The organism is Aurantimonas sp. Leaf443 (assembly GCF_001425575.1).
Lineage (GTDB): Bacteria > Pseudomonadota > Alphaproteobacteria > Rhizobiales > Rhizobiaceae > Leaf443.
On the sequence record NZ_LMRD01000006.1, the window covers coordinates 194,095 to 214,359 of the forward strand.

19 protein-coding genes are annotated in these 20,265 nt (G+C 70.0%); 13 read left to right on the top strand and 6 right to left on the bottom strand.

Translation table 11 applies throughout. The features are described from left to right. Positions 1–253: 253 nt before the first annotated feature. Entirely contained in the window at positions 254–2,977 is a 2,724-nt protein-coding gene (gene secA / locus ASG48_RS05610) for a preprotein translocase subunit SecA (protein ID WP_055846502.1), read from the bottom strand. Positions 2,978–3,258: 281 nt separating this feature from the next. Here secA and ASG48_RS05615 point away from each other — a divergent pair, with 281 nt between their 5' ends. From ASG48_RS05615 to ASG48_RS05640, 6 genes are all read left to right on the top strand, one after another. Further along, entirely contained in the window at positions 3,259–4,149 is an 891-nt protein-coding gene (locus ASG48_RS05615) for a peptidylprolyl isomerase (protein WP_055846505.1), read from the top strand. Between the two features lie 126 nt (positions 4,150–4,275). After that, complete coding sequence (gene argJ / locus ASG48_RS05620) at positions 4,276–5,517, top strand: bifunctional glutamate N-acetyltransferase/amino-acid acetyltransferase ArgJ (RefSeq protein WP_055846508.1); 1,242 nt, start codon at positions 4,276–4,278, stop codon at positions 5,515–5,517. Next, positions 5,498–6,286 (top strand): GNAT family N-acetyltransferase, encoded by a 789-nt coding sequence (locus tag ASG48_RS05625; protein WP_055846511.1) that lies wholly within the window; start codon positions 5,498–5,500, stop codon positions 6,284–6,286. Before argJ ends, ASG48_RS05625 begins: the two co-directional genes overlap by 20 nt. Beyond that, entirely contained in the window at positions 6,283–6,711 is a 429-nt protein-coding gene (mutT, locus tag ASG48_RS05630) for an 8-oxo-dGTP diphosphatase MutT (RefSeq protein ID WP_055846514.1), read from the top strand. Before ASG48_RS05625 ends, mutT begins: the two co-directional genes overlap by 4 nt. A 112-nt stretch (positions 6,712–6,823) precedes the next feature. After that, positions 6,824–7,129: a hypothetical protein gene (locus tag ASG48_RS05635; protein ID WP_055846517.1), complete on the top strand. Its 306-nt coding sequence runs from the start codon at positions 6,824–6,826 to the stop codon at positions 7,127–7,129. Further along, positions 7,123–7,347, top strand: a complete 225-nt coding sequence (locus ASG48_RS05640; RefSeq protein WP_055846520.1) for a Flp family type IVb pilin — start codon at positions 7,123–7,125, stop codon at positions 7,345–7,347. The genes ASG48_RS05635 and ASG48_RS05640 overlap by 7 nt, the downstream gene beginning before the upstream one ends. 49 nt (positions 7,348–7,396) lie before the next feature. Here ASG48_RS05640 and ASG48_RS05645 read toward each other — a convergent pair whose 3' ends face one another. Then, positions 7,397–8,230, bottom strand: coding sequence for a methyltransferase domain-containing protein (locus tag ASG48_RS05645; protein WP_244486825.1), 834 nt, complete (start codon positions 8,228–8,230; stop codon positions 7,397–7,399). Between the two features lie 276 nt (positions 8,231–8,506). Here ASG48_RS05645 and ASG48_RS05650 point away from each other — a divergent pair, with 276 nt between their 5' ends. The 5 genes from ASG48_RS05650 to ASG48_RS05670 all read left to right on the top strand — a co-directional run bounded on the left by ASG48_RS05650 (position 8,507) and on the right by ASG48_RS05670 (position 11,359). Further along, entirely contained in the window at positions 8,507–9,322 is an 816-nt protein-coding gene (locus tag ASG48_RS05650) for a ComF family protein (protein WP_055846522.1), read from the top strand. Next, positions 9,310–9,567 carry a glutaredoxin 3 gene (gene grxC, locus ASG48_RS05655; RefSeq protein WP_055846527.1) on the top strand — a complete coding sequence of 86 codons (258 nt, stop codon included), beginning with the start codon at positions 9,310–9,312 and terminating at the stop codon, positions 9,565–9,567. The genes ASG48_RS05650 and grxC overlap by 13 nt, the downstream gene beginning before the upstream one ends. Positions 9,568–9,592: 25 nt before the next feature. Further along, the gene (locus ASG48_RS05660) at positions 9,593–10,477 is read left to right on the top strand and encodes a carbon-nitrogen hydrolase family protein (RefSeq protein WP_055846529.1); all 885 of its coding nucleotides are present in this window, start codon (positions 9,593–9,595) and stop codon (positions 10,475–10,477) included. After that, positions 10,474–10,986 carry a DUF1178 family protein gene (locus ASG48_RS05665; RefSeq protein WP_055846531.1) on the top strand — a complete coding sequence of 171 codons (513 nt, stop codon included), beginning with the start codon at positions 10,474–10,476 and terminating at the stop codon, positions 10,984–10,986. The genes ASG48_RS05660 and ASG48_RS05665 overlap by 4 nt, the downstream gene beginning before the upstream one ends. A 91-nt stretch (positions 10,987–11,077) precedes the next feature. Then, positions 11,078–11,359: a DUF1289 domain-containing protein gene (locus tag ASG48_RS05670; protein ID WP_055846535.1), complete on the top strand. Its 282-nt coding sequence runs from the start codon at positions 11,078–11,080 to the stop codon at positions 11,357–11,359. 63 nt (positions 11,360–11,422) lie between these two features. On the opposite strand, the gene ASG48_RS05675 is transcribed toward ASG48_RS05670, so the two are convergent. The 4 genes from ASG48_RS05675 to ASG48_RS05690 all read right to left on the bottom strand — a co-directional run bounded on the left by ASG48_RS05675 (position 11,423) and on the right by ASG48_RS05690 (position 16,230). Beyond that, complete coding sequence (locus ASG48_RS05675) at positions 11,423–11,767, bottom strand: hypothetical protein (protein WP_156381465.1); 345 nt, start codon at positions 11,765–11,767, stop codon at positions 11,423–11,425. 236 nt (positions 11,768–12,003) lie between these two features. Further along, positions 12,004–12,750 carry a bifunctional 2-polyprenyl-6-hydroxyphenol methylase/3-demethylubiquinol 3-O-methyltransferase UbiG gene (gene ubiG / locus ASG48_RS05680; protein WP_055846541.1) on the bottom strand — a complete coding sequence of 249 codons (747 nt, stop codon included), beginning with the start codon at positions 12,748–12,750 and terminating at the stop codon, positions 12,004–12,006. Positions 12,751–12,850: 100 nt separating this feature from the next. Then, positions 12,851–15,196 carry a bifunctional diguanylate cyclase/phosphodiesterase gene (locus tag ASG48_RS05685; protein WP_055846544.1) on the bottom strand — a complete coding sequence of 782 codons (2,346 nt, stop codon included), beginning with the start codon at positions 15,194–15,196 and terminating at the stop codon, positions 12,851–12,853. Continuing rightward, positions 15,193–16,230, bottom strand: a complete 1,038-nt coding sequence (locus tag ASG48_RS05690) for a spermidine/putrescine ABC transporter substrate-binding protein (RefSeq protein ID WP_055846547.1) — start codon at positions 16,228–16,230, stop codon at positions 15,193–15,195. The genes ASG48_RS05685 and ASG48_RS05690 overlap by 4 nt, the downstream gene beginning before the upstream one ends. 264 nt (positions 16,231–16,494) lie before the next feature. Here ASG48_RS05690 and ASG48_RS05695 point away from each other — a divergent pair, with 264 nt between their 5' ends. Then, a complete protein-coding gene (locus ASG48_RS05695; RefSeq protein ID WP_055846549.1) occupies positions 16,495–17,757 on the top strand; it encodes an aspartate kinase in 1,263 nt (420 codons plus the stop codon). Positions 17,758–17,910: 153 nt separating this feature from the next. Then, positions 17,911–20,169 (top strand): phosphoenolpyruvate--protein phosphotransferase, encoded by a 2,259-nt coding sequence (gene ptsP, locus ASG48_RS05700; RefSeq protein WP_055847889.1) that lies wholly within the window; start codon positions 17,911–17,913, stop codon positions 20,167–20,169. Positions 20,170–20,265 lie beyond the last annotated feature (96 nt).

The following is a 20,265-nucleotide window of genomic DNA, read 5'->3' on the forward strand; positions in this document are numbered from 1 at the left end:
AAGACTCAATGACTCATAATTGCAAATATGCAACAGTGCGGCCGGTCGCGCCGGTCGCGCTCCGATCGGCCGGAGAGGTCCGCGCCGGGCTTGGACGGCGACGCTTCGGCCGCCGGGGCGGCTCGCGAGAACGCCCGGTCTGGGAACGGGATCGACCGCGCGCGCCCGTCCCGTCCGACGCCGCGAGCGCCCCGCGCACAGCAGAAGGGGCGCCGCAGCGCCCCTGAGAAGTCTTCGCGTCGTCGGCCGGCTCTTACGCCAGCACGCCGTGGCAATGCTTGAACTTCTTGCCGGAGCCGCAGGGGCAGGGCTCGTTGCGCGAGACCACGCCCCAGCTGTCGGGATTCTCGGGATCGCGGCGCAGGCCGTCGGCCTCGACGGGGGTGAAGTTCGCCGTCAGCCGCTCGGAACCGTCGCCGAGTTCGTCGGCGCCCGTCGTCGCGTCGAAATGGTGCGCTTCCATCGCGGGCAGGGTGGGGGCTTCGGGCTCGGAGCGCATGATCTCGACGCGCGAGAGCTGCGAGGTGACGCGCTCGCGAAGGTTCGCCAGCATCGTCTGGAAGAGCTCGAAGGCCTCCGACTTGTACTCGTTCAGCGGGTCGCGCTGGGCGTAGCCGCGGAAGCCGATCACCGAGCGCAGGTGGTCGAGATTGACGAGATGCTCGCGCCAGAGGAGGTCGATCGTCTGGAGGACGACGTTGCGCTGCACGTAGGTCGCGATCTCCGGCCCGAAGCGCGTCGTCTTCTCCTGGGCGGCCGCCTCGGCGGTCTCCTTCAGGCGCTTGAGGACGTCGGCGTCGTCGATGCCCTCTTCGGCGGCCCATTCGTCCACCGGCACGTCGAGATTGAGGATCTCGCGCACGTCCTCGCGCAGTTCCTTCGTCGACCACTGCTCGGGATAGGCCCGCTCGGGAATGTGCTTGGCGACGAGACCCTCGATCACCTCCTCGCGCATGTCCGAGACGATGTCGTGGAGGTCGGCCGAGTCCATCAGCTCGATGCGCTGCTCGAAGATGACGCGACGCTGGTCGTTCATCACGTCGTCGTATTTCAGGAGGTTCTTGCGGATGTCGAAGTTGCGCGCCTCGACCTTCTTCTGCGCCTTTTCCAGCGCCTTGTTGATCCAGGGATGGACGATCGCCTCGTCCTCCTTCAGGCCGAGCCGCGTCAGCATCGTGTCCATGCGCTCGGACCCGAAGATGCGCATCAGGTCGTCCTGGAGCGACAGGTAGAACTTGGACCGGCCCGGGTCGCCCTGGCGGCCGGAGCGGCCGCGCAGCTGGTTGTCGATGCGCCGGGACTCGTGGCGCTCGGTGGCCAGCACGTAGAGCCCGCCGGCGGCGAGCGCCTTCTCCTTCAGCCGCCTGATGTCGGCCTCGATCTCGCGGATCGCGGCCTCGCGCTCCGGTCCTTCCGGCATGTCCTTCAGCTCGTGCTCGACGCGCATCTCGGCATTGCCGCCGAGCTGGATGTCGGTGCCGCGGCCGGCCATGTTGGTGGCGATCGTCACCGCGCCCGGCACGCCGGCCTGGCTGACGATGTAGGCCTCCTGCTCGTGGTAGCGCGCGTTCAGCACCTGGAAGTTCTGCAGGCCCTCCTTGCGCAGCCGGTCGGCCAGCATCTCGGACTTCTCGATGGAGGTCGTGCCGACGAGGATCGGCTGGCCGCGCTCGGCGGCCGCCTTCACCTCGCGCGCGATGGCGCGGAACTTCTCCTCGAAGGTGCGGTAGACCTCGTCGTCCTCGTCGATGCGCTGCACGCCGCGATTGGTCGGGATCTCGATCACGTCCAGCGCGTAGATGTCGCCGAACTCGGCCGCTTCCGTCTGCGCCGTGCCGGTCATGCCGGCCAGCTTCTTGTACATGCGGAAGTAGTTCTGGAAGGTGATGGAGGCGAGCGTCTGGTTCTCGGGCTGCACGGTCACGTGCTCCTTGGCCTCGAGCGCCTGATGCAGGCCTTCCGAATAGCGACGCCCGGGCATCATGCGGCCGGTGAACTCGTCGATGATGACGATCTCGTCGTTGCGGACGATATAGTCCTTGTCGCGCTGGAAGAGCGTGTGGGCCTTCAGCGCGTTGTTGACGTGGTGGACGACGGCGACGTTCTCGATGTCGTAGAGCGATGCGCCCTGCAGGAGGCCGGCCGCTTCCAGGAGGCGCTCGAGCTTCTCGGTGCCGTCCTCGGTGAAGGAGACCTGACGCTGCTTCTCGTCGAGATCGTAGTCCTCGCGCGAGAGCTGCGGGATGAACGTGTCGATCGTCTTGTAGAGGTCAGAGCGGTCGTCGAGCGGGCCGGAGATGATGAGGGGCGTGCGCGCCTCGTCGATGAGGATGGAGTCCACCTCGTCGACGATGGCATAGTGGTGGCCGCGCTGCACCATCTGCCCGCGCTCGTACTTCATGTTGTCGCGCAGGTAGTCGAAGCCGAGCTCGTTGTTCGTGGCGTAGGTGATGTCGCAGGCATAGGCCTGCCGGCGCTCCTCGTCGGAGAGCCCGTGGGTGATGATGCCGACGGAGAGCCCGAGGAAGCGGTAGAGGCGGCCCATCCACTCGGCGTCGCGCCGGGCGAGATAGTCGTTGACGGTGACGACGTGGACGCCCTTGCCCTCGAGGGCGTTGAGATAGGTGGCGAGCGTGGCGACGAGCGTCTTGCCCTCGCCCGTCTTCATCTCGGCGATGGCGCCCGAGTTGAGGACGATGCCGCCGATCAGCTGCACGTCGAAATGCCGCATGCCGAGCGCGCGGCGGGCGCCCTCGCGCACCGTGGCGAAGGCCGGCACGAGAATGTCGTCGACCGTGGCGCCGGCCCGGAGCTTGTCCTTCAGCTCCTGCGTGCGGGCCCGAAGCGCGTCGTCGTCCAGCGCCTTCAGCTGGTCCTCGAGCGCTGCCACCGCGGCGATCGTGGCGTCGTATCGCCGGATGCGGCGCTCGTTCGCCGAACCGAGCAACTTGCGGGCGAGGCCGCCAAAACTGACCATCGAGCGGTCCTTCCGAGTGGGTGTGCCCTTGCGCGTCCGGACGGCGTGCGGGCCGCACCGCCAGAACCCGGACGGGTCGAGCACGTCCGGTCTTGCCTTCAATCTTGCGGGAAGGCGGCTGGACTTTGAGAACGGGCGAGAGATAAGAGGCACCCCAAGCGATGTCAACGTGGCGGCCCCGGAGGGAGGCCCGCGCGAAAACCTCGCGTTGCAAGGGCTTTGAAGGCCGATCGACGCCTCGACGAGCCGTTTTTCTTCCACCTGTTCAGGATGGCGCCGCCATGTCCTTCGTCCTTCGATCCGCGCTCGCCACCGTTGCGCTCGCCGTTCTCGCCGCCGCCCCGGTTCGGGCCGCGGAGGGCGACGTCGTCGCCAAGATCGGCAACCAGTCGATCACCGAGCGCGAGCTCGCCATCGCCGCCAGCGGCCTCGGCACGCAGTTCGAGCAGCTCCCGCCCGAGCAGCGCAAGCTCGCCGTCCTCTCCGCGCTGATCGACATCAAGGCGCTCGCGCAGGAGGCGCAGAAGGAGAAGCTGCAGGACCGGCCCGACGTGAAGGCCGAGATCGCCTTCCAGCGCGAGCGGGCGCTGCACAACGCCTTCTTCGCCAAGAACGGCGCCACCGCCGTCTCCGACGAGGAACTGAAGGCGCGCTACGACAAGGAAGTGGCGGCCATTCCCAAGGCCGAGGAGATCCACGCCCGCCACATCCTGGTGAAGACCAAGGAGGAGGCGGAGGCCGCCATCAAGGAGCTCGACGGCGGCGCCGACTTCATGACCGTCGCCAAGGAGAAGTCCGGCGGTCCCTCCGGCCCCGAGGGAGGCGATCTCGGCTTCTTCGGCCGCGGTCAGATGGTGCCCGAGTTCGAGAAGGCGGCCTTCGCGCTGAAGCCCGGCGAATACACCAAGACGCCCGTCCAGACCCAGTTCGGCTTCCACGTCATCCGCGTCGAGGAGAAGCGCGACCAGCAGCCGCCGGCCTTCGACCAGGTGAAGGAGCAGGTGCGCCAGGTCGTGATGCGCGAGCGCTACGTCAATCTCGTGCGCGGCGCGCGCGAGGCGTTGAAGGTCGAGTATGTCGACCCGGCGATGAAGGCGCAGGTCGAGACCTTCGAGAAGCAGCTCCAGGGCGATCCGGCCGCCGGCGAGGCGGGCGCTCCGGCCGCCCAGTAGGCGCCGCGGCGCCCGGCGCCTCGGCCTCGGCGGCCCAAGCGGGCGGCGAATTTCCCGCCGCCCCTTGCGGGTGACGGGCCCATCGGGCAAACCCCGCGGCGAGCCGAACGCCCGAGGATTTCGCAGATGTCGCATGCCGTCTCGCCGCTCGCCCCGACGAGCTATCCGTCCATGCCCGCGATCGAGGGTCTGCGCATCGCGACCGCCGAGGCGGGCATCAAATACAAGGGCCGGACCGACCTTCTGATGATGGTGTTCGACGAGCCGGCGGCGGTCGCCGGCGTCTTCACCCGGTCCCGCTGCCCCTCGGCGCCCGTCGATCATTGCCGCAGGAGCCTGAAGGGCGGGCTCGCGCGCGCCCTCGTCGTCAATTCCGGCAATGCCAACGCCTTCACCGGCGCCAAGGGCCGGGCGACGACCGACGCGACGGCGAAAGCGGCGGCCGACGCCCTGAAGGCGACGCCCTCCGAGATCTTCCTCGCCTCCACCGGCGTCATCGGCGAGCCGCTCGACGCCGCGCGCTTCACCGGCCTTCTCTCGGGCCTCGCCCAGGCCGGCACGGAAGAGCGCTGGCGCGAGGCGGCCGACGCCATCATGACGACCGACACCTATCCCAAGCTCTCGACGCGCACCGTGGAGATCGCGGGCGTGCCCGTCACGATCAACGGCATCGCCAAGGGCGCGGGCATGATCGCGCCGGACATGGCGACGATGCTCTCCTTCCTCGCGACCGACGCGCCGGTCGCGCCCGAAGTGCTGCAGGCGCTCCTGTCGAAGGCCGTCGAGCCGAGCTTCAACTCGGTCACCGTCGACAGCGACACGTCCACTTCCGACACGCTTCTCTTCTTCGCCACGGGCGCGGCCGCGCGCCGGGGCTGTCCGGTGATCGAGACGGCGGGCGATGCGCGCCTTGCGGCCTTCGAGGCGGCGCTCGGCGAGATCCTGCTCGACCTCGCCCGGCAGGTGGGGCGCGACGGGGAGGGCGCCCGCAAGGAGATCCAGGTGACCGTCGAGGGGGCCGCGAGCGATGCCGCCGCCAAGCGCATTGCCCTGTCCATCGCCAACTCGCCGCTCGTCAAGACGGCGGTGGCCGGCGAGGACGCCAACTGGGGCCGCGTGGTCATGGCCGTCGGCAAGTCCGGCGAGGAGGCCGACCGCGACCGGCTCGCGATCCATTTCGGCGAGGTGCGCGTGGCGCGCGAGGGCGCGCGCGACCCCGACTATTCCGAAGAGGCCGCCTCGGCGGCCATGAAGCGCGACGAGATCGCCATCCGCGTCGAACTCGGCCTCGGCACCGGTCGCTGGACGGTCTATGGCTGCGACCTCACCAAGGCTTACGTCGAGATCAATGGCGACTACCGAAGCTGAACGTCTGCGCCAGCTGGCCGTCGTCCGTCGCCTGGAGGCGGCCGGCTTCCGGGCCTGGCCGGCGACCTCGACCGCCTTCGACGGCACCTGGGCCGTGCGGCTGACGCGCTCGTTTCCGGCCAAGCGGCTGAACTCGGTGAACCCGCTCGACCCGTCCGACACGGCCGAGATTCCCGAGCGCATCGCCAGGGCCCGGCGCACCTTCGCCGAGTTCGGCCGGCGGCTGATCTTCCGCCAGTCGCCGCTCGCCTCGCCGCAGCTCGTCGAGATCCTCGATCAGGCCGGCTGGACGCGTTTCGACGAGTCGCTCGTCATGACCGCCGATCTCGCCGCGCTCGACCTGCCGGGCGCGCTCGACCGGATCCCGATCCGCGACGTGTCGCGCTATGTCGAGGCGAGCCTGTGCGTCCATCAGCGGCCGCAGTCGCTGCGCTCGGGCCTGATGGAGATCGTCGAGGCGATCCGCCCGCCGACGGGCCTCTTCGTGCGCGAGGCCGACGACGGGCGGCCCGTGGCGGTGGCGCTCGCCATCCACGACAACGATCTCGCCGGCCTTCTCGACGTCGCGGTGGCGCCGGAGCGGCGGCGCGAGGGTCTGGGGCTCGATCTCGTGACGACGGCGCTGCGCTACGCCATGCACAAGGGCGCCCGCACGGGCTGGGTTCAGGTCGAGGCCTCCAATACAGCCGGGCTCGAGCTCTATCGCCGGCTCGGCTTCAAGGAAGCCTACCGCTACGTGTACCGCGCCGAGGATGGAGACGAGCGATGACGGGCGAGCCGTTGCCGGCGCCGCAGCGGCGCATCGTGCTCGTCGTGGCCTGCGCGCTCGTCGACGCGGACGGGCGCATCCTCCTCGCCGAACGGCCCGCCGGCAAGACGCTCGCGGGCCTCTGGGAGTTTCCCGGCGGAAAGCTGGAGCCGGGCGAGACGCCCGAGGAGGCGCTGGTGCGCGAGCTGCGCGAGGAGCTCGGCATCGAGACGAAGGTGCCGTGCCTTGCCCCTCTCACCTTCGCGAGCCATTCCTACGACGATTTCCACCTCCTGATGCCGCTCTATGTCTGCCGGCGCTACGAGGGCACGCCGCGCTCCAACGAGGGGCAGCGGCTGAAATGGGTGCGCGCGCGCAACCTGCGCGACTATCCCATGCCGCCCGCCGACGAGCCGCTGATCGCGCCGCTGATGGAACTCCTCTGACGTCTCGGCCCGGCCGAGCGGTGAGCGAACCGTCACCGGCCGGGCCTGCGCTTAAGCCTTTCTGCACCACCCTCGCCGTAAGCTCGCCTCGGCGATGGACGGGGTGTGGGCGATGGCGAAGGACGAGGGAATCGAGGCCGCGCGCAGCGGCGAGCGCGGCGGCGGCATGGTCCGCGCCTCCGTCCTCTTCGCGCTGGTCGCCGTCATCCTGTGCCTTCTCGCAGCCCCGGCGATCGACGGGCGCGTGGCCTCGCTCAACGAGCGCATGGCGCCGGCGATCGACATGATCACCACGGGTTCGATCGCCAAGGGTCCGGCGGCCAGGCGCTACAATGTCCGCCGCAGCGTCCTGCAGGAACCGGGGGCGCCGGCCTGCATCGTCGATCACAGGCAGCAGAGGTTCGGCTCGACATGCTGATCGGTCCCATCCGAGCGACACGCGGCTCCGCCGCCTTCCTGCGCAGGCGCGCCGAGCGCCTCGCCTCCGACGTCTCCGGCACGACGGTGATCGAATACGTGCTGATCGCCAGCCTCATCGGCATCGCCATCATCGGGGGCGCCAAGGCGCTCGGGCTGGAGCTCGGCCGGGTCTTCGACTCGCTGGGAGCGGCCCTCTCCGCCATGGCAGCCCTTTGAGTCTGTGACGTCTCGCGGCGGTGCGGGCGGACCATGGGTGCCGCGCCCGTCAGCGCAGCGGCGAGCGGTCCTTCAGTGCCTCGGCGAGGCTGACCTTGCCCGAGCCCGGCGAGAGGGGCTTCTGCTGGCTCTCGTGCGGCTTCCAGCCCGAGAGATAGAGGATGTCGAACGTCGCCCGCACCCGGCCGTCCGGGTCGCTGAAGCGCTCGGCATAGATTTCCGCCGCGCGGCGGAAGAACTGGCGCGTGGCCGGCCGGCGGCTGCGCTCCGACACCATGTTCGCCATGCCCATGGCCCGCAGGTCGCGCATCAGATCGAAGATGGAATCGTAGCGCACCGTCAGGCGGTCGACGTCGCTGACGGGCAAGGCCAGGCCCGCCCGCTGCAGGAGCGCGCCGGCGTCGCGGATATCGGCGAAGGGCGCGACGCGCGGCGAGACGCCGCCGGTCGCCTCCGCTTCGGCCGCGATCAGCGAGGCGCGCAGCTCGTGCAGCGTCTCGCCGCCGAGAAGGGCGGCGAGGAAGAGCCCGTCCGGCCGCAGCGCCCGCGCCGCCTGCACGAGGACGCCCGGCGTGTCGTTGGTGAGATGCAGGGAGAGCGTCGAGACGAAGAGATCGACGCTTTCGGCCTTCAGCGGCAGCGCCTCCTCGTCGGCGACGATCGCCAGCCGCTCTCCCGGCCCCTTCGAAAGGAACGCGGCGTCGCGCTCGATCTCGAGCACGAGATCGGCCTTGCCCGAGCGGCGCAGCCGCTCCGCGCTCGCCCCCGCATGGCCGGCGAGATCCACCGCCACGGCGAACCGACGCTCGACCAGCGACAGGCGGTCCTCCAGTTCGTCGGCGATGCGCTCGAGCAGGAACAGCGCGCCCGTCTGCCCCCGCATCGCCGCCCTGCGGCGCCGGCGGTCGAGCAGCGGCCGGTCGAAGAGCGGGCGGCGTTCGGCCGCGGGGCTCGGCGGCGCGTTCGGGGAAGGGGGGGCGGCGGGGGCGTCGGTCACGGCATCTCGCATCGGGCGGTCGGTCGCCGGTGTCGCATCGGCGGGTGCTTGTAGCTGAACCGGTTCGGAGTATCGTCAAGCCCGGTGGGAGGCGCGTCGCGGACGGGCCGCGCGGCGGGGAGGCCGGCGACCTGGACGGACGGCGAAGTTCGGGCGGCATCCATGCGCATTCTCGTCCATGGCGGAGCGGTTCTGGCCGGAACGCTCGCGCGGTTCTTGTTTCCGCCGGTCTGTGCGGGCTGCGGTGGCGCGGTATCGAGCGCGGACGCGGTCTGCCCGCAATGCTGGCTGGCGCTGACCTTCATCGAGCGCCCCTACTGCGAGGCGCTCGGCCTGCCCTTCGCCTACGATCTCGGCAAGGGCTTCCTCTCGGCGGAGGCGATCGCCGAGCCGCCGCCCTTCGAGCGCCTGCGCGCCGCCGTCCTCTACGGCGATCTCGCGCGCCATCTCGTCGCCTCCCTGAAATATCGCGACCGCACCGACCTCGTGCCGCTGATGGCCGGCTGGATGGACCGCGCGGGCACCGAGCTCCTCGCCGAGGCCGATTGCATCGTGCCGGTGCCGCTGCACCGCCGCCGCCTCTGGCGCCGACGCTTCAACCAGTCGGCCGAGCTCGGCCGGCGCCTTGCGGCCCTCGACGCCGCCCGTGGCGGACGGCTCGTCCATGCGCCGCGCGCGCTGGTGCGCGTGAAGGCGACGCAGAGCCAGGTGGGACTGACGCGCGGCCAGCGCGAGACGAACCTGAAGGGCGCGTTCCACGTGCCGCCGGCCCGGCGCGGCGAGATCGAGGGCCGGCGCGTCCTCCTGGTCGACGACGTCTACACGACCGGGGCGACCGCGGGCGCGGCGACGCGGGCGCTGAAGCGCGCCGGGGCGCGGGCGGTGGACGTCCTCGTCTTCGCCAGGGTTGCGGCCGGCGGCGCGGACGGCCATATCGTCGAGGAGACGAACACGGGATCCCGGCGATGGCTGACGTAACGATCTACACGAGGCAGCTCTGCGGCTACTGCGCGCGCGCCAAGAGCCTTCTCGATTCCAAGGGCGTGGCCTACACGGAGAAGGACGCGACCTTCGAGCCGGGCCTGCGCAAGGAGATGCTCGCCCGGTCCAACGGCGGTACGACCTTTCCGCAGATCTTCGTGGGCGAGACCCATGTCGGCGGCTGCGACGACCTGCACGCGCTGGAGCGCGCCGGCAAGCTCGACGCGCTTCTGGCCGCCTGAGCCGAATCTCGAGGGGCAAACGTCCATGACCGTCTTCAAGGCCGCCGTTCTCCAGATGCGTTCGGGCGTCGACCCGAAGGCCAATGTCGAGGCGCTGGAGCAACTCGTGGCGCGGGCCGCCGAGGCCGGCGCGTCCTATGCGCAGAGCCCTGAAATGACGGGCATGGTGCAGCGCGACAGGGCCGGGCTGAACGCCGAGCTGCGCGCCGAGGCGGAGGATCTCGTCGTATCCGCCGCCGCGCGTCTGGCCGAGCGGCACGGGCTCTATCTCCATGTCGGCTCGACGGCGATCGATCTCGGCGACGGGCGCGTGGCCAACCGCGCCTTCCTGTTCGGGCCGGACGGCGCGCGCCGGGCGACCTACGACAAGATCCATATGTTCGACGTCGATCTCGACAATGGCGAGAGCTGGCGCGAGTCGCGCACCTATCGGCCGGGCGCCTGCGCGGCGCTCGCCGATCTCGAGATCGGCGGCGGGCGGACCCGCCTGGGCTTCGCGGTCTGCTACGACATGCGCTTCCCCCATCTCTTCCGCGAGGAGGCGCTGGCGGGCGCCGAGATCCTCACAGCGCCGGCCGCCTTCACGCGCCAGACCGGCGAGGCGCATTGGCATGTCCTCCTGCGCGCCCGCGCCATCGAGAACGGCGCCTATGTCCTCGCCGCCGCGCAGGGCGGCCTGCACGAGGACGGGCGCGAGACCTACGGCCATTCGCTGATCGTCGATCCCTGGGGCCGCATCGTCGCCGAAGTCGATGGCGACGCGCCCGGCATCGCCGTCGCCGAGATCGACACTGCAAAGGTGGCCGAGGCCCGGGCCAAGATCCCCAATCTCAGGAATGCCCGGCCCTTCGCGGTCGGAGAGGGAGGCGCCCGCGTCAGCGTGACGGGAGCGCTCGAGGCGGCGGAATGATCCATTTCCATCTGCGTTGCGAGCCCGCGGGCCACGGCTTCGATGGATGGTTTCGCTCGGGCGCCGATTTCGATCGGCAGGTGCAGCTCGGGCTCGTGACCTGCCCGGACTGCGGGGCGACGACCGTCGCCAAGGCGCTGATGGCGCCCTCGATCGCGCGCGGCGAGCCGGCCCGCGGAGCGCCGTCGCCGTCGCAGGGCGAGGCGTCGGCTTCCGCCGCCGAAGCCCCCGCCGCGCCTTCCCTGCCGGGTCCGGCGGAATTGGCCGCCGCCTTCGCCCATCCCGATGCCGCCCGCTTCTTCGGCGAGCTGCAGGCGGCGACGCGCCGGCTGAAGGCGGGCGCCGAAAATGTCGGACCGCGCTTCGCCGAGGAGGCGCGGCGCATCCATTACGGGGAAAGCGACCGGCGGCAGATCTTCGGCGAGGCCTCGCGGCGCGAGGTCGACGCGCTCGCCGAGGAGGGCATCGCCGCCATGCCGCTGATGCCTTTGCCAGAGGACCACAATTGACGAACCGGAGCGCACCGAGCGGCGGCGCGCAACCTGTTTCACGGCGTGGCGATCCGCGCCGTCTCCCCATCGCCTATCGCGGAGTAGGACTTTGAAGAAGCGTTGGGCCGACGCCCCGTCCCCTTGCGTCGACGTGTGCAAGTTTCGCGGACCGGACAAGCTCTGCGCCGGCTGCTTCATGACGAAGGCGGAGAAGAAGTCCTTCAAGCGGCTGGACGGCAAGGCCGAGAAGAAGGCCTTCTTCGTCATGCTCGTGGCGCGCATCGAAGCGGCCGGCCGCTTCGGTCGCTGGTCGCTGAACTACCGGCGCCGCTGCGAGCGCAAGGGCGTGCCCTGTCCGCTCGACAAGATCGAGACGCCGGCCGGCGCCTGAGCCGGCGCGCGCTCCCGCGCCCATCATTGGTCCCGCCGAGAAATCCTCTCGCGGCGGCGGGCCTCAGCCCCGGGCGCTGCGCGCGAGCGTCACGCCCTTGTGCCGCGTCGGGCCGTCGCCGTCGCCCGGCGCGGCGCTGCGGGCCTGTTCGAGCATCAGGTCGCCCTTCATGCCGCCGAGGACGCGCAGGTCCTTGATCTCGCACAGGACGGCGATGCGGAAGGCGAGGGAGCGCAGGTGCGCGCGGTTGTAGCAGAAGAAGGCGAGCGCCGCCCGGACGCGGCCGTCGAGCTTCAGGATCAGCGCCTGGCGCGTGCGCTCGTCCGAGCGCAGGAGGAGCGCCAGGAGTTCCAACTCCACCGGGCAGGAGGCTTCGTTCGGGATTCCGTCTCGGTTTGAAGAAACCATGCCGTCCTCGATTCTCTCGTGCCCCGCCGCTCATCAACGCAATCGGCCGGAGGCGTGCAACGCGCCTCCTTTGTGATCCTTACAATGGCGGACGACGCTTGCGCTGGGCTTGCAGGAGGGCTCCGTTTCGAGCCTCGCGGAGGGCAAAAATTCTCCTTGCACCAATGACTTGCGCTTGCGACGGGCGCTGGAGCAAAGCGATCCCGCGTCAAGGCCGGCCGCGCAAAATTTGATCGTCAGGCGGGCCGGCGCGCGAGCAGCATGTAGTTCACGTCGAGGTCGCGCGAGCGGCGCCATTCGTCGGCGAGCGGGTGGTAGACGACGCCGGTCTCGTCGATCATCGTCAGGCCGTCCGCCTCCAGCGGCCGCGAGATCTCCTCCGGCCGCACCAGCTTGGAATAGGTGTGGGTGCCGCGCGGCAGCCAGCGCAGGACGTATTCGGCGCCGACGATGGCGAGCGACAGGGCCTTCAGCGTGCGGTTGATGGTGGCGACCGCGAGCAGCCCGCCGGGCTTCACCATCGTGGCGCAGGAGGACAGGAACAGCGGAACGTCCGAGACGTGCTCGACGATCTCCAGCGCCAGGACGACGTCGAAGCGCTCGCCGCCCTCGGCGATGGCCTCGGCCGTGGTCGCGCGGTAGTCGATGTCGAGGCCGCCGGTCTCGGCATGGAGCTTGGCGACCTCGATATTGGTCTGCGAGGCGTCGGCCCCGACCACGGAGGCGCCGAGCCGGGCCATCGGCTCGCAGATCAGCCCGCCGCCGCAGCCGATGTCGAGAACCGACAGGCCCTCGAAGGGCCGCGTCGAGCGCAGGTCGCGGGAGAAGTTCAGCGCCATCTGCTCGCGCAGATAGTCGAGGCGCACGGGGTTGAAGCGGTGGAGCGGGCGGAACTTGCCCTTGGGGTTCCACCATTCGGCCGCGAGGCGCGAGAAGCGCTCGATCTCGTCCGCATCGATCGTCGTGCCCGGCTGAACGCTCATTGAACTTCCTCGACCCCTTCGCAACAGGTCAGGGATGTTCGCCGCGGCGGGCGAAAGTCAAGCGCGCCGCGCGGTCGCGGGCGGGCGCGCCCGGAGCGCCTCAGGCGAGGAGGCGCGCCTCGCATTCGATGGCCGGCGCCGTGCGGCTCGCGCGACCGAGCGCCCAGATGCCGAGATCCTCCAGCGAGCGCGGCGGGCTGATGCCGTAGCCCTGGAAGAGGTCGCAGCGCGCGCTGGCGAGCATCTCCTGCTTGCGCGCCGTGTCCACGCCTTCCGCCACCACGCAGAGCCCCTGCGCGTGGCAGAGGGCCACGAGCGCGTCGAGCGTCGTCTGCGAGTTCTGCTCGACGATGCGCTCCAGGAAGAAGCGGTCGAGCTTGATCGTGTCGGCGCTGTATTCGATGATCTGCTGGACCGAGGTGTAGCCGGCCCCGAAATCGTCGATGGCGATGCGCACGCCGGAGGCGCGCAGCGCCGCGACGTTGGCCGTGACTTCCCGCGTCGCCCCGACCGCCACCGTCTCGGTCAGCTCCAGCTCGACCAGCCGGGGCTCCACGCCGTAGGCGGCCATGCGCTCGGCGATGTAGCCGTGGATCTCGGTGCCGTGCAGCTCGGCCGAGGAGAGGTTCACGCACAGGACGAGGTCGCGGCCGAACCAGGCCTGCAGCTGCCGATGGTCGCGCAGCGCGCGGTCCACCATCCAGCGATCGATCTTGCTGAAGAGCCCGTTGCGTTCGGCGATGGGCACGAACTCGTCCGGACCGACGGCGCCGAGCCGGGGCGAGGTCCAGCGGATGAGCGCCTCGCAGCTCGAAACGCGGCCGAGCGCGTCCACCGTCGGCATGTAGACGACGCGGAACTCCTGATCGGGATCGTTGCGGCGCAGTTCCGTCTGGATCTGGCGGGCGCGCGAGCGCTGGGCGCTGATCTCGGGACCGAAGCGCTCGGCGCGGTTCTTGCCCCGCGCCTTGGCCTGATACATCGCCGCGTCGGCATCCGCCACGAGCTCGGCCAGCGAGGTCGCGCTGCCCGGATAGCTGGCGATGCCGATCGAGACGGCCACGGGAAAGCGCTCGCCCGAGACGTCGAAGCCGCGTTCGAAATGGGAGAGGATCGCGTCGGCGATCTCCTGCTCCTTGTCGATCCCCTCGGGCGTGCGCAGCATCACGGCGAACTCGTCGCCCGACAGGCGCGCCACGATCGCATCCGGCCCGCCGACCCGGCGCACCGCGTCCTCGATGCGGGCGGCCAGAGCGGCCAGCAATTCGTCGCCCGCCTCGTGGCCGTAGCGGTCGTTGACGAACTTGAAGTTGTCGACGTCGATGAAGAGGAGGGCGCGGCCGCTGCCGTCGGCGTCCGCCGCCTCGATGGAGGCGGCGGCGAGGATGTTGAAATGGGCGCGGTTGCTGATGCCCGTGAGCGTGTCGGTCAAAGCCGCCTCGCCGATGCGCCGCAGCGAGGAGGCCACGTCGTCGTGGAGGCGCTTCACGTTGCCGGCGAGGGTCTGGACCTCGCCCGGCGCTACGCTGATCGTGATCGATCCGCGCTGCCCCTGCATGACCTCGGTCACCTGGCGGTCGAGATCGGAGACCGGGTGGATGATGAAGCGGCGCACGAGGAGGATGAGGAGGCAGATCGACAGGAGGCTCATGACGATCGTGCCGGCGCAGAGCATGAGCTTCAGCCCGTCCAGCCGCTCGGTCGTGTAGGAGGCCGGCGCCGTGAGGCGCATGACCAGCCCGCTGCCGAGCGCCGCCGAGGCGGAGATGCCGTCCTCGGCCGCGCGCCAGTCGGTGGAGATTTCCAGTTTCGCGCCGTATTCGCGCTCCATCTCCTGGCGCAGCTGCAGGAAGCGGGCGGGGCGGATCGCGGTCTGGACGGTGATCGCCCGAGCGATGCCGCCGCCGACCGGCCGGCCCATCGTGACCGGATCGAGACGGACCGAGGAGACGATGAGCGCGCTCTGCCCGTCCCGGTCGACGAGGGCGCTGGACGAGAGCCGCGCGGAGGAGACGAGGGCGCGCGCCTGGTTCAGCTGGGCGAGCGAGATCTCGGCGAAGGGATCGCTGCTGTTCTCGAAGTAGAATTCGGGCGCCTGCGTGGTCCGGTAGAGCGCGAAGGAGATGAACTTCTGCGGGTCGTCGCTGAGCTGGCGGATCGTCTCCTCGAGCCGCGAGCTCAGCGCGTTGCTGCGAAAGCCCGTATCGGCCTCCTGCACGAAGACGCGCAGCGTCGAGGAACTGACGAGGAGCTCCAGCAGCCCGCGATTGATCGTCTCGTCGTTGCTGTAGAGGAGCGACAGGTGGCTCAGCTGCTGGCGCAGCCGCGTCTCCTCGAGCCGCTGCACCGAGTCGCGCTGGACCATGTAGATCGTCATCGCCGCGAGCGCGTAGCTCGTCAGGACGACCGGAAAGATCAGGAGGAGCGCGCGGCTGGTGAGCTTCACTGAAAATTCGCCAATGCGCTGATGATGCGCCGACGCGTCTGCACCGAATCCGCCGACAGTTCCTCCTGCGTCTGGCTGCGCGCGAGGACGTCGTCGGGCGGGTAGACGGCGGGATCGTTGCGGATGTCGTCCGGCAGCTGCGCCAGCGCCACCTGGTTGGCGGTCGGCATGCCGAGCGCACGGGCGTTGGCGAGCGCGCTCGGAGCCGAACTCAGGTGCTGGAAGAGGTCGAGCGCCAGCGCCTTGCGGGGCGAGCCGGCGCGCACCGAAAGGCAGTCGAGCCAGGAGAGCGTGCCCTCCTGCGGCACCACGTAGCGCCAGTCGCCGGGCGAGCCGGCCCGGGCGTTGAGGACGTGCTGGTCGCCGCTATAGCCGAGCGCCATGCGGATCTTCGGGCCGATGACGGGGTCCTGCGAGGCGGTGACGACGTAGCTGTAGGTCAGGACCGAGGGCGCCTGACGCTTCAGCACCTCGAAGGCCTCGGCCAGGACCGCCTTGTCGGACGTGCTGACCGAGCGCCCGAGCATCACGAGCGGCGCCACGAAGGTCTCGTTGTGGTCGTCGAACATGGCGACGGCGCCCTTGAGGGCGGGCGCCGGTTCCAGGAGGTCGCTCCAGGAGCGCGGCGTTTCCATGCCGGGCGTGTCGCGATAGAGGATGCCCATCGTGCCCCAGAGATAGGGCAGCCCGAAGCCCGCGCAGCGCGCGCGCCAGTCCGGGGCGTATTCGCCGGCGGCCGGTGTCCTCGCCTCGTCCACCGTCTCCAGGATGCCGCGGCGGCCGAAGAGGCGGGCGCTGTTCTCGCCGATCACCACGAGATCGACGTCGCTGTTGGGATCGGCGAGGATCTCGTCGCGCCCGTCGCCGCTGTCGTAGTTGATCTGATGGACCTCCACGCCCGTGCGCGCCGTCCAGTCCTCGATCACCTTGGGATCGATATAGGATTCCCAGATCAGGAGGTTCAGCGTCTCCGCCCGTGCGCTGCCGGTGCACAGCGCCATCAGAGCGGCGAAGAACAGGGGTCTGGCGGACATTTCGGACGCTCCTTCGCGACCAGTATCGTCATGGACCCCTAACAATCCGTCAGTGGAACGGAGCAGTATCGCCCGGCCCGCGGCCCTAGGTCCTTCGGGAAGCCGGCGCCGGAACGGGCGCGGCCGGCTCGCCTTGCTTCGCGGCGGCAAAGACGCTACTGCCGGCCGCCTGCCGCGCACGGGGTGCCTTCCCCGGCGAAAGCCGCGCGGCCCTCGAACACGCGCCGGCCTTCCGCCGGCGCCCTGGAACCCATGACTGTCCCGATGGCGCGTCTTGTCCTGAAATTTGGCGGCACTTCGGTCGCCGACATCGCCCGCATCCGCAACGTGGCCCGCCACGTCAAACGCGAGGTCGATGCCGGCCATCAGGTCGCCGTCGTCGTCTCGGCGATGTCGGGCAAGACGAACGAGCTCGTGGCCTGGTGCCGCGAGGCCTCGCCCATGCACGATGCGCGCGAATACGATGCGGTCGTGGCCAGCGGCGAGCAGGTGACGGCCGGGCTTCTGGCGATCACGCTGCAGAACATGGGCGTCAACGCGCGGTCCTGGCAGGGCTGGCAGATCCCGCTGCGCACCGACGGCGCGCACGGCGCGGCGCGCATCGCCGAGATCGACGGATCGGAACTCGTGCGCCGCTTCGGCGAGGGGCAGGTCGCCGTCATCGCCGGCTTCCAGGGCATCGCGCCCGACAACCGCATCTCCACGCTCGGGCGCGGCGGCTCGGACACGTCGGCCGTCGCGGTGGCCGCGGCGCTGAAGGCCGACCGCTGCGACATCTATACCGACGTCGACGGCGTCTACACGACCGATCCGCGCATCGAGCCCAAGGCGCGGCGCATGAGCCGCATCTCCTTCGAGGAGATGCTGGAGATGGCCTCGCTCGGCGCCAAGGTGCTGCAGGTGCGCTCCGTCGAGCTCGCCATGGTGCATAAGGTGCGCACCTTCGTGCGCTCCTCCTTCGAGGACCCGGACGCCCCCGGCATGGGCGATCTTCTCAATCCCCCCGGCACCCTCATTTGCGACGAGGAAGAGATCGTGGAACAGCAGCTCGTCACCGGTATCGCCTATGCACGCGACGAGGCGCAGATCTCGCTGCGCCGCGTCGCCGACCGCCCCGGCATCGCCGCGGCCATCTTCGCGCCGTTGGCCGAGGCCGGCGTCAATGTCGACATGATCGTGCAGAACATCTCCGAATCGGGCTCCTCGACGGACATGACCTTCACCGTGCCCGTCGCCGACCTCGCCAAGGCGAATGCCGTGATCGAGAAGGCCAAGGCCGACATGCGCTACGATGCGGTCCAGAGCGAGCAGGGCCTCGCCAAGGTCTCGGTCATCGGCATCGGCATGCGCAGCCACACGGGCGTGGCGGCCACCGCCTTCACCGCGCTCGCCAGCCGCGGCATCAACATCCGCGCGATCACGACGTCGGAGATCAAGATCTCGATCCTGATCGACGGCGAATATACCGAGCTGGCCGTGCGTGCCCTGCATGCGGCCTACGGGCTCGACCGGGCGGGCGCCGTCTAGGACTGTGCGCTAATGCCAGGCTTCTCTTGCCGAACCCTTCAATTCCGGCAAGCATCCGATATGTGATCTGACAGGGGAGGGCGCGCCTTCCGCGGGGGAGCCCCCGCAGCGCCCTTCAGGAGCGCGGCTTGCCGCGAACGGGATATGGGTTTGATCAGAAGCGACTCCTCCGGTCCCCGCGTTCTGATGCGCCGCATCCGGGAGCTCATGGCCGAGCCTCTCGAGCCGCAGGCGCGTCTCGACCAGATCGTCAAGCTGATCGCCCGCAACATGGTGGCCGAGGTCTGCTCGCTCTACGTGCTGCGCGCCGATTCCGTGCTCGAGCTCTACGCCACCGAGGGCCTCAATCCGGGCTCGGTGCATCTGGCGCAGCTGAAGCTCGGCGAGGGCCTCGTCGGCACGATCGCCGCCACCGCCCGGGCGCTGAACCTCTCGGAAGCGCAGAACCATCCCGCCTTCACCTATCTGCCCGAGACGGGCGAGGAGATCTTCCACTCCTTCCTCGGCGTGCCGATCCTGCGCGCCGGGCGCACGCTCGGCGTGCTCGTCGTCCAGAACAAGGCCGCCCGCAACTATCGCGAGGAGGAACTGGAGGCGCTGGAGACGGTGGCCATGGTCGTCGCCGAGATGATCGCGGCCGGAAGCCTCGAGGGCCTGTCGCGGCCGGGCGTCGTCCTCGACCTGTCGCGGCCCGTCTCCTTCACCGGCATTCCGCTGTCGGAGGGGATCGGCCTCGGCCACGTCGTCCTGCACGAGCCGCGCGTCGTGGTGACGAACCTCTTCAACGAGAACGGCGAGACGGAAGTCGACCGGCTGACGGTGGCGCTCGGCTTCCTGCGCTCCTCCATCGAGAGCATGCTCTCGCGCCGCGACGTGGCGGGCGAGGGCGAGCACCGCGCCGTGCTCGAGGCCTACCGCATGTTCGCCAACGACCGGGGCTGGGTGCGCCGGCTGGAGGAGGCGGTGCGCAACGGCCTGACGGCCGAGGCGGCGGTGGAGAAGGTGCAGTCGGACATGCGCGCGCGCATGATGCACATGACCGACCCCTATATCCGCGAGCGCCTGCACGATTTCGACGATCTCGCCAACCGCCTCCTGCGCCAGCTCATCGGCCGCGACGACCTCATCGACGGCATCAAGGACGCGGTGATCGTGGCCCGCTCCATGGGCGCGGCCGAACTCCTCGACTATCGCCGCGACCAGATCCGCGGTCTGGTCCTGGAGGAGGGCGCCACGACGAGCCATGTCGTCATCGTGGCGCGCGCGCTCGGCATTCCCGTCGTCGGACAGGCCAAGGGCGCCGTCTCCATGGCCGAGAACCGCGACGCGATCATCGTCGACGGCGAGGACGGCGGCGTGCATCTGCGCCCGCCGCCCGAGGTCGAGGCCGTGTTCGGCGACAAGGTGAAGTTCCGCGCCCGCCGGCAGGAGCGCTTCCGTTCGCTGCGCGAGCGCCCCGCCGTCACGCGCGACGGCGTGCCCATCCACATGATGATGAATGCCGGTCTCCTCGTGGACCTGCCGCAGCTGACCGAATCGGGCGCGGAGGGCATCGGCCTCTTCCGCACCGAGCTGCAGTTCATGGTCGCCTCCACCATGCCGCGCACCAGCGACCAGCAGCGCCTCTACTCGGCCGTGCTCGACGCGGCGGACGGGCGGCCCGTGACCTTCCGCACGCTCGATGTCGGCGGCGACAAGGTACTGCCCTATCTCAGCCAGTCGCCCGAGGAGAACCCCGCCCTCGGCTACCGCGCCGTGCGCCTCTCGCTCGACCGCCCCGGCCTGATGCGCACGCAGCTGCGCGCGCTCCTGAAGGCCGCCGCCGGGCGCGAGATGCGCATCATGTTCCCGATGATCACCGACGTCTTCGAGGTGCATCAGGCGCGCGACCTCATCGAGCGCGAGATCGACCACCTGCGCCGCTTCGGCCATGTGGTGCCGGAGGTCCTGAAGGTCGGCGCGATGATCGAGGTGCCCGCGCTCCTCTTCCAGCTCGACGCGCTGATGGAGGCGGTGGATTTCGTCTCGATCGGCTCCAACGACCTCTTCCAGTTCTTCTCCGCCGTGGACCGTGGCAACGCCCGCGTCGCCACGCGCTACGACGATCTGTCCAAGCCCTTCCTCGGGGCGCTGAAGGCGATCCTCGACGCCGGCAACCGGCACGGCGTGCCGGTGACGCTCTGCGGCGAGATGGCCGGGCGCCCGCTCTCGGCCATGGCCCTCATCGGCCTTGGCTTCCGCTCCATCTCCATGTCGCCGCCCGCCATCGGCCCGGTGAAGGAGATGCTGACCTCGCTCGACGCGGGCGCGCTCGCCGCCGAGATGGAGGCGCATATGCGGGCGCCGGGCGCCGCGTCCTCGATGCGCGAGGTGCTGGTGCGCTTCGCCGAGACGCACGCCATCCCCTATTAGCCGGGCGCTCCGGCGCCCCGCCCGGTTCGCTCCGGGCCCCGGCCGCGACGCCTCGGGCGCCGCCGGCCGTCTCCTTCCCGCATCGCGATCCGAGAC

What these genes read in the sequence shown, in the direction of transcription:
- secA (WP_055846502.1), bottom strand. Translation starts at nt 2,977, where the DNA reads ATGGTCAGTTTTGGCGGCCTCGCCCGCAAGTTGCTCGGTTCGGCGAAC.
- ASG48_RS05615 (WP_055846505.1), top strand. Translation starts at nt 3,259, where the DNA reads ATGTCCTTCGTCCTTCGATCCGCGCTCGCCACCGTTGCGCTCGCCGTT.
- argJ (WP_055846508.1), top strand. Translation starts at nt 4,276, where the DNA reads ATGTCGCATGCCGTCTCGCCGCTCGCCCCGACGAGCTATCCGTCCATG.
- ASG48_RS05625 (WP_055846511.1), top strand. Translation starts at nt 5,498, where the DNA reads ATGGCGACTACCGAAGCTGAACGTCTGCGCCAGCTGGCCGTCGTCCGT.
- mutT (WP_055846514.1), top strand. Translation starts at nt 6,283, where the DNA reads ATGACGGGCGAGCCGTTGCCGGCGCCGCAGCGGCGCATCGTGCTCGTC.
- ASG48_RS05635 (WP_055846517.1), top strand. Translation starts at nt 6,824, where the DNA reads ATGGCGAAGGACGAGGGAATCGAGGCCGCGCGCAGCGGCGAGCGCGGC.
- ASG48_RS05640 (WP_055846520.1), top strand. Translation starts at nt 7,123, where the DNA reads ATGCTGATCGGTCCCATCCGAGCGACACGCGGCTCCGCCGCCTTCCTG.
- ASG48_RS05645 (WP_244486825.1), bottom strand. Translation starts at nt 8,230, where the DNA reads ATGCGGGGGCAGACGGGCGCGCTGTTCCTGCTCGAGCGCATCGCCGAC.
- ASG48_RS05650 (WP_055846522.1), top strand. Translation starts at nt 8,507, where the DNA reads ATGCGCATTCTCGTCCATGGCGGAGCGGTTCTGGCCGGAACGCTCGCG.
- grxC (WP_055846527.1), top strand. Translation starts at nt 9,310, where the DNA reads ATGGCTGACGTAACGATCTACACGAGGCAGCTCTGCGGCTACTGCGCG.
- ASG48_RS05660 (WP_055846529.1), top strand. Translation starts at nt 9,593, where the DNA reads ATGACCGTCTTCAAGGCCGCCGTTCTCCAGATGCGTTCGGGCGTCGAC.
- ASG48_RS05665 (WP_055846531.1), top strand. Translation starts at nt 10,474, where the DNA reads ATGATCCATTTCCATCTGCGTTGCGAGCCCGCGGGCCACGGCTTCGAT.
- ASG48_RS05675 (WP_156381465.1), bottom strand. Translation starts at nt 11,767, where the DNA reads ATGGTTTCTTCAAACCGAGACGGAATCCCGAACGAAGCCTCCTGCCCG.
- ubiG (WP_055846541.1), bottom strand. Translation starts at nt 12,750, where the DNA reads ATGAGCGTTCAGCCGGGCACGACGATCGATGCGGACGAGATCGAGCGC.
- ASG48_RS05690 (WP_055846547.1), bottom strand. Translation starts at nt 16,230, where the DNA reads ATGTCCGCCAGACCCCTGTTCTTCGCCGCTCTGATGGCGCTGTGCACC.
- ASG48_RS05695 (WP_055846549.1), top strand. Translation starts at nt 16,495, where the DNA reads ATGGCGCGTCTTGTCCTGAAATTTGGCGGCACTTCGGTCGCCGACATC.